Genomic DNA, 7,569 nt, shown 5'->3' with positions numbered 1-7,569 from the left:
TCCAGGAGGGAACGCATGGAAGAGCACGTCCTTGCCGCCGTCGAGCGGGCGACGACCCGCCCGCCGGAGCGCTACGACACCATCACCGTCCGGCCGATCTCTCCGGTCATCGGCGCGGAGGTCTCCGGCCTCGACCTCGCCACCGAGCTGTCCGACGGGCAGCTGGCCGAGGTCCGGCGCGCCTTCCTCGCCCACCACGTGCTGGTCTTCCGCGACCAGGTGCTCTCCGCCGAGGACCACAAGCGCTTCGCCGGCCTCTTCGGCGAGCTGCGCCGGCAGCCCCTCGCCGACCTCGACGGCGGCGATCCCGCCGTCCTCGAGATCAGCGCCGGCCGCGACTCGCGGTTCGTGGCCGGCGAGGACTGGCACACCGACGGCACCGCCGAGGCCGAGCCGTCGCTGGGCTCGATGCTCTACGTCACCAGGACGCCGGAGATCGGCGTCGGCGGCGACACCCTCTGGGCGAACATGCACCTGGCGTACGAGATGCTCTCCCCGCCGATGCGGGCCTTCCTCGACGGGCTGACCGCGATCCACGACGGCCTCATCCCGTGGCAGGGCCACACCCCGCCGCCGGAGTACGTCGTGCCGAAGAGCGAGCATCCGGTCGTCGTACGCCACCCGGAGACCGGCCGCAAGCTGCTCTTCGTCAACGCCGGCTTCACGTCGCACATCGTGCAGCTCTCCCGCCACGAGAGCCGGGCGCTGCTGGACATGCTCTTCGGCTGGGTCGCCCAGCAGCCGATCCTGAGCTGCCGGGTCCGTTGGACGCCGAACACGCTTGTGTTCTGGGACAACCGCTGCACCCAGCACCACGCCGTCTGGGACTACTACCCGCACTCCCGCTACGGCCAGCGGGTGACCATCAACGGCAGCCGGCCGGTGGCGTAGCCGGTCGGGCCGACCCCCGCGCCGGCTCGGCGGCGGATCCGCTCGCCGGCCGGTGAGGGCGCGTCGGCCGGTGGAGGGCGCGGGCCGGTGGGGGCGTCGGCCGGTGGGGGGCGTCGGTCAGCCGCGCACGATCTGCTCGGTGTAGGCCCAGTCGTCGTCGAGGGCGGCGTCGCGTTCGCCGGTCAGGCCGGTCAGGTCCGCGCCCGCGACGCGGCCGGCGCCCGCGATCCGGTCCCGCAGGATCCGGGCCGTGACCACGGCGGCCCGGGTGCCCTGGGCCGTGACCGGGTCCAGGTGGTAGCCGGCGTCGCCGACCAGGCACCAGCCGGGCCCGCTCATCGGCCGGCGCAGCATGCGCATCCGCCCGGCGCCGCCGATCGACGTGCTCCGGCGGCCGGCGGCGACGGCCGGACCGAGATACGGGTCGTCGCGCACCATCCGCTCGTACGAGCGCGCCGGGTGCCGGCCGGTCTCGTCGATGAGGCTCTGGTGCAGGTCGAGCGCGACGCACCACTGCTTGTCGCCGCAGGGCGTCGAGATGAGGACGCTGCGGTCCTGCAACGAGAAGTAGGAGCGGTCGGTGGGCAGCGGCAGGTTCTCGTAGTAGGCCAGCAGCGCGAACCACGGTGACTCGACGACCCGGTAGGCCTCCGCCCCCACGCGCTCGGCGTTGCGCGACAGCCGGCCGTCCGCCAGCACCAGCAGGTCGCAGGTGACCTCGCTGTCGACGGCACCGTGCCGGACGGTCACGCCGCGCACCCTGCCCCCGTCGATGGTGAGGTCCCGCACCCGGGCCGGGCGCCGCACGGTGACGTTGCCCCGGCCGCGCGCCGCGGCCAGCAGCGCCGGGTCCAGCACCTCGCGGGGCACGCTCATCCGGTACGAGTACGCGTCCTCGCGCGGGTAGACCCGCTCGACCACGTCCTCGCCGATGCGCTGGGTGTCGCCGTAGGTGCGCGGGGCGCCGCAGGCCAGGACCGTCTCCAGCAGACCGAGCTCGGCCCAGGCGAGGTTGCCGGAGCGGTCCCAGGTGGACTGCTGCGGCCAGTACGCGGTGGGCCGCGAGGCGTCGAGGACGAGGACGCGTTCCGCGTACGGCGCGAGGGCCCAGGCGGTGCACGCTCCGGCGATCCGGCCGCCGACCACGACGACCTCCCAGTGGCCGGCGATCACGCCGGCACCGACCCGGCGCGGTGGTGCTCCGGCGGGCTCCCGAGGTCGTCACGCGACACGACTCAGTCTCGCATCCGGACCCGACCCGGGGAAGGGAGCTGCCCGGCGAGGTGCGCGGTCCTCGTGGGCGACGGGGCGCGACGTCGCGCGACAGCCCTGAGGTCGCCGCAACGGCGCAATCCGTCGGAGGGATCTTGTTATTACTGGCCGATTACCCAAGACCATTAAATTCACCCAGGTCAGCGGGCTCCCGTCTGTACGTGGGGTGAAATGTGAACAGTCGAACAATCGCGCGCCCGGAGCCCAGGCTCGAGGTCCGGGACCTCGGGTGGGGACAGCTGTGGGCGGGCTCCCGGCTGCTCGCCCAGGCGTACGAGAACGGCGCCATCTGGGCCGCCGCCGGCTCGCTCCCCCGGTGGCAGCGCCGGTCGGCGCTGACCGCCCTCTACCTGGCGGAACTGGTGATCGCCCAGCTGATGAGTTCGGGCATCACCCTCGCCGCGTACCGGGCCGACCGGCTCGACGGGATCCTCGTCCTCTACGGCGACGAGCGCACCACGCCGTGGTGGGGGTGGGCACTGCGCTCGGTGGCGTGCCTGCTGGCCGGGCCGCGGGCCGTGGTGCACGCCGTCCGCATCTCCAACGCGCTGGACCGGATGCGCCCCGACAGCCCGCACGTGTGGTTCGCGGTGCTCGGCCGGCGGGTCGACTCGGTCGGCGTCGGCTACGTCCTCATGCGCGCCGGCCAGGCGCGGGCCGAGGCCCTCGGCCTGCCGGGCTACCTGGAGACCTCGGCCGGACCGGAGCAGGTGCAGATCAACGAGATGCTCGGCTGGAAGTCCGTGGACGAGTACGTGCTGAGCACCGGAAGCGTCATCAAGACGATGTGGCGCGACCACCCGGGGCGGTCATGACGGCGGCCGGACTGACCCGAGGGCTGGACACGCTCTTCGCGGTCCCGCCGGAGCACCGGCTCGGCGACGTCGACCGCGCCTCGGCGAGACAGGTCCTCGGCTGCGACGACCACACGCTCTCCACGTTGCTCGACCGCGGGCTGCCGGCCAGTGGTGACCCGGGCGAGGAGCGTTTCGACTCGCGCGACCTGTTCAACCTGGCGCTGTACTCGGGCACCGGCACGACCGTGCCGGAGCAGGCCTTCGCCTACTCGCTACGGTGGATGCGCTCGTCGACCGAGGAGCTGCTCGCGCCCCGCGCCTCCCGGTTCGCGCTGCGGATCGCGTGTGCCGCCGACGCGTGCGGCCCGCAGCCGACCAGCACGCTGGCGCTGCCGCGCCCCGAACGCTGCGGCGGCGCGGTGCACGACCTGACGGTGGAACCCGCCGGCGGCGTCGCCGGGCCGGACGCCGAGCACGGCGACACCGTCACCCGTACGGCGTCGCAGCTCGCCGTCACCGCCACCGTCCACACGACGGGTGAGCGGGCCGAGCTGCGCTCCCCGGAGCTGCGCGCGATCGCCGCCGAGTTCGCCGCCATGGACCTGCGCTGGGTCAAGCTGCCTGAGGCCCTGCAGAACGACGTGGACCTGGTGACCACGCACGGCGTGGCGAGCTGCGACTCGGCGAGCCGGTACCTGGCCCAGCTCTGCCACCGGGCCGGCATCCCGGCGGTGACCCGGATCGGCTGGGTGGTCGGCATGCTCGACCTGGTCCACGCCTGGGTCGAGGTCGAGGACGCCGACGGGGCGACAAAGGTCATCGACCCGGTCTTCGCGCTGTTCTCCGCCACCGTGCGCGACACCAACCCGCTGCTGCGCGATCCGGCCGTCGCGCTGCGCACCAACCGGCTCATCCCGACGGGCCTGTCCACGGGACGGGCCGTGGCCGAACACCGGTGCGCCGGCGACCCGTCGGCCGCCCGGCTCACCACGAAGATCCTCCCCGCACCGACGCGCCCCCAGGAGGGGTCATGAGTACGACCGAGACCGTTCCGGAGTTCCTCACCACGTTCCTGCGCGCCAGATGTCCGGACATCGACTCGGTCGGGCTCGACGACGACCTCGTGGACACGGGCGTCCTGAACTCGATGCACTTCGTCGAGCTGCTCTACCTGATCGAGGCGGAGCTGGGCACGGAGATCTCCCTCGACGAGGTGAGCACGGACGACTTCCGCACCATCTCGCGGATCACGCGACGTTTCTTCACCCCGGGGCAGGGCCCCGGCGCGACACCCAAGGAGTAGCAATGTTGGAGACCCGCGTCCGCGAGGTGGTCGGCTCGGTGTTCGGTGTCGCACCGGACGAGCTGCCCGAGCGCCTGGACCCGGACACCGTCCCGGGCTGGACCTCGCTGCGCCAGATCCAGCTCATGATGGCGCTGGAGAGCGCGTTCGGCATCGAGATCGACCCGAACCTGCTGCCGGCCCTCGCGTCCGGCCCGGCGATCGTGCAGTACCTCGAGGAGACGCTGGCGGTCCCGGACGGGACGGGCCGATGACGGCGTACCACCCGCAGTTGCGCACGGTGCACGACGTCGTCGCCTTCCACGCCGGGCAGCGGCCCGACCATCCGGCGGTGCACTGCGAGGACCGTACGGTCAGCTACGCGCAGCTGCACCGGTCGAGCAACCGGACGGCGCACGCCCTGCGGCGCGCCGGGGTCACGGCCGGGCACCGCGTCGCCTACCTGGGCAAGGAGTCCGAGCACTACTACGACGTCCTGTTCGCCTGCGCCAAGACCGGCACCGTGCTGGTCCCCATCAACTGGCGGCTGCGCGCCGGCGAGATCCGGCACATCATGCGCGACTCCGGCAGCACGGTCCTCTTCTGCGACGAGGACCTCCTGGACACCGTCGACGCGCTGCGGCCGGACCTGCCCGAGCTGAGCGAGGTCGTGTCGCTGGCCGGCTTCACCGGTTGGCAGGCCGACGAGGACGGCGACCTGGACCCGTCCTGGTCCGAGGAGCAGCCCCTGGCCCAGGTGTACACCAGCGGCACGACGGGCAACCCCAAGGGTGTCGTGCTGGCCCACCGCAGCTTCTTCGCGGTGCGGGACGCGCTCGCCTCCGAGGGCCTGGACTGGATCGACTGGCGGCCGGACGACGTGAGCCTGATCGGCATTCCGGGGTTCCACATCGGTGGGCTCTGGTGGTCGATCCAGGGGTTCAGCGCCGGCATCACCAACGTGTCGGTCCGGGTGTTCGCCGGACACGAGGCGGTCCGCCTCATCCGGCGCCACGGCGTCACCACGGCGTGTGTCGTGCCGGCCCAGTTGCAGATGATGCTCGCGCCGCCCCGGCCGAAGCGGGAGGACTTCGTCTCGCTGCGGAAGATCGTCTACGGCGGGTCGCCGATCTCCGAGGCGTTGCTCGGCCGCAGCATCGAGATGTTCGACTGCGAGTTCGCGCAGATCTACGGCCTGTCCGAGAGCGGCAACACCGCCGTCTGCCTGCCGCCGTCGGAGCACGTCGTCGGCGGGCCGCGCATGCAGGCGGCCGGCCGGCCGTACCCGGGCTTCGCCGTGAAGATCATCGACGGTACGGGCCGGGTGCTGCCGCCGTTCGAGGTCGGCGAGATCTGCCTGTCGACGCCGGCACGGATGATCGAGTACCGGGGCCTGCCCGAGGCCACCGCCGCGACCCTGGTCGACGGCTGGCTGCACACCGGCGACGCCGGCTACCTGGACGACGAGGGCTTCCTCTTCGTACGCGACCGGATCAAGGACACGATCATCGTGGCCGGCGAGAACGTCTACCCGGCGGAGATCGAGAACGCGGTCTGCGCGTACCCGGGGGTGGTCGAGGCCGCGGCCGTCGCCGTGCCGCACGAGCACTGGGGCGAGGTCGTGCACTGCTTCGTGGTGACCCACCCCGACCAGCCCGCGACCGCCCGCGATCTCACCCCGTTCCTGCGGGGACGGATCGCCGACTTCAAGATCCCGGCGAGCTTCGAGTTCGTCGACCAGCTGCCCCGCAACCCCAGCGGGAAGCTTCTCCGGCGGGAGCTGCGCGAAAGGTTCTGGCAGCACCTCGACCGGCGCGTGGCCTGACAGCCGGCGCGGTCCCCGTCCGGCTCCCAACACCCACCCTTCGTGCAAAGGCGGATCGATGCACATTTTCCTGCGCCACAACAGCGACCGGATCGCGCTGTCGACAGGCAGCCCCAACCGGCTCTCGCTCGGCTACTCGGAGGACCCGCGAGCGGTAGCGGGCCGGCTCCCCCGACGCGGTGCCGACGAGCCGAAGAACGTGCTCCTGCTGGGCGCGAACGGATACGTCGGCATGCACATGCTGCGTGAGCTCCTCGGCGACGCCCGGGTGGCGACGGTCTACGCCCTGGTGCGCCGCAAGGGCGACAAGTCCGGTGAGGACCGCATCGCCCGGCAGCTGCGCAAGTACAAGATGGAGCTGCCCGACACCGGGAAGCTGTCGGTCCTGGAGGGCAGCTACCTGGAGCCGGCGATGGGGCTCGACCGCGCCGCCCACGACGAGCTGCTCACCGAGGTCGACGTGGTCATCGACGCCGCGGGGGCGACGACCCACGACTACCCCTACGCCCGGTACCGCGAGGAGAAGGTCCTGCCGACGCTCCGGCTCGCCGAGTTCTGCCTGCAGGAGCGGTTCAAGACCCTGCACGTGATCGGCTCGGTCGGCAGCGAGGTCTACCAGCAGCGGCGCGACTTCTACCGCAACAGCTTCTTCTACACCGGCTACAGCAGGATGAAGTGGGTCGTCAAGCACCTCAGCCTGCGGGCGAACCGTGACGGCGTGCCCATCCACATCTACCAGGCGCCGTTCGCGTTGGGCGGCGCGCCCACCGGGTTCAAGGACCCCGGTATGGAGTACTCGTTCTGGAACATGATCTCGCACATGCTCCAGCTGGGCCTGATCTGGGACTCGGAGGTCACCAGCCCGATCGTCGCCGGCGACGTGCTGGCCCGGTCGGTCGTGGACAACGCGTTGTCGGACGCGCCGCGGCCGATCAGCTACCCGGTGACTCCGGCGACCACCCGCGAGATCGCCGAGCGGTTCGACCTGAAGCTGGTGTCGTGGCAGGAGTTCCGGCGCGAACTGATGCGGCAGCACCGGTTCCGGCCGGGTCAGATCGACTGGTCGAAGCCGATCACCAGCATCAAGCGCGGGCGGCAGCAGTCCAAGTTCGTACGCTCGCTGTTCCCGCGGTCGTTCCACACGCTGCTGAGCAACATCCACCACGCCGCCGCCAACCCGACGACCGTGCGGCTCGACAGCGACCTGCCGCCGATCGACGTCCTGGTCAACAACGCCAGGCGGATCCGCAAGCTCGGCAAGTACCTGCCCGAGGAGGCGGTGGCTCCCGTCGCCGCTGCCGCGCCGGTTCCCGCTCCGGCCTCCGCAGCCGAGCCGGTGGCCGTCGGGGCCGTCTGACCCTTCCCTCTCGCGCGTCAGCGACGCCGGGGCGCCCGGGGCCCCGGGCCCGGGGGGCGGGGGGCGCGGGGGGGGGCCGGGGGCGGGGGGGGGGCCCCCGCCCGCCCGCCCCCCGCGCGGGGGGCCCCCCCGCCCGCGCGGGCGG

General features: G+C 72.3%; 8 protein-coding genes. 7 read left to right on the top strand and 1 reads right to left on the bottom strand.

Annotated features, from left to right (window positions below; genetic code table 11):
• Nucleotides 1–15 precede the first annotated feature (15 nt).
• Nucleotides 16–891 carry a TauD/TfdA family dioxygenase gene (locus ACGFNF_RS29945; RefSeq protein WP_357580163.1) on the top strand — a complete coding sequence of 292 codons (876 nt, stop codon included), beginning with the start codon at nt 16–18 and terminating at the stop codon, nt 889–891.
• A gap of 117 nt (nt 892–1,008) precedes the next feature.
• On the opposite strand, the gene ACGFNF_RS29940 is transcribed toward ACGFNF_RS29945, so the two are convergent.
• Nucleotides 1,009–2,064 (bottom strand): NAD(P)/FAD-dependent oxidoreductase, encoded by a 1,056-nt coding sequence (locus ACGFNF_RS29940; protein ID WP_357580164.1) that lies wholly within the window; start codon nt 2,062–2,064, stop codon nt 1,009–1,011.
• 272 nt (nt 2,065–2,336) lie between these two features.
• On the opposite strand from ACGFNF_RS29940, the gene ACGFNF_RS29935 reads away from it, so the two are divergent.
• Genes ACGFNF_RS29935 through ACGFNF_RS29910 form a run of 6 tightly spaced genes read left to right on the top strand, consistent with a single transcriptional unit; the run spans nt 2,337 to nt 7,424 of the window.
• Nucleotides 2,337–2,978, top strand: a complete 642-nt coding sequence (locus tag ACGFNF_RS29935) for a hypothetical protein (protein ID WP_357580165.1) — start codon at nt 2,337–2,339, stop codon at nt 2,976–2,978.
• Nucleotides 2,975–3,994: a hypothetical protein gene (locus ACGFNF_RS29930; RefSeq protein WP_357580166.1), complete on the top strand. Its 1,020-nt coding sequence runs from the start codon at nt 2,975–2,977 to the stop codon at nt 3,992–3,994. The genes ACGFNF_RS29935 and ACGFNF_RS29930 overlap by 4 nt, the downstream gene beginning before the upstream one ends.
• Nucleotides 3,991–4,263: an acyl carrier protein gene (locus ACGFNF_RS29925; protein ID WP_132240601.1), complete on the top strand. Its 273-nt coding sequence runs from the start codon at nt 3,991–3,993 to the stop codon at nt 4,261–4,263. The genes ACGFNF_RS29930 and ACGFNF_RS29925 overlap by 4 nt, the downstream gene beginning before the upstream one ends.
• A gap of 2 nt (nt 4,264–4,265) precedes the next feature.
• Nucleotides 4,266–4,517 (top strand): acyl carrier protein, encoded by a 252-nt coding sequence (locus ACGFNF_RS29920; RefSeq protein WP_311410357.1) that lies wholly within the window; start codon nt 4,266–4,268, stop codon nt 4,515–4,517.
• Nucleotides 4,514–6,067, top strand: coding sequence for a long-chain-fatty-acid--CoA ligase (locus tag ACGFNF_RS29915; RefSeq protein ID WP_357580167.1), 1,554 nt, complete (start codon nt 4,514–4,516; stop codon nt 6,065–6,067). Before ACGFNF_RS29920 ends, ACGFNF_RS29915 begins: the two co-directional genes overlap by 4 nt.
• A gap of 58 nt (nt 6,068–6,125) precedes the next feature.
• Nucleotides 6,126–7,424: an SDR family oxidoreductase gene (locus ACGFNF_RS29910; protein ID WP_357580168.1), complete on the top strand. Its 1,299-nt coding sequence runs from the start codon at nt 6,126–6,128 to the stop codon at nt 7,422–7,424.
• Nucleotides 7,425–7,569: the final 145 nt, after the last annotated feature.

The organism is Micromonospora sp. NPDC048868, assembly GCF_043198195.1.
GTDB lineage: Bacteria > Actinomycetota > Actinomycetes > Mycobacteriales > Micromonosporaceae > Micromonospora > Micromonospora reichwaldensis.
This window is presented reverse-complemented; position numbering and strand designations above follow the sequence as displayed.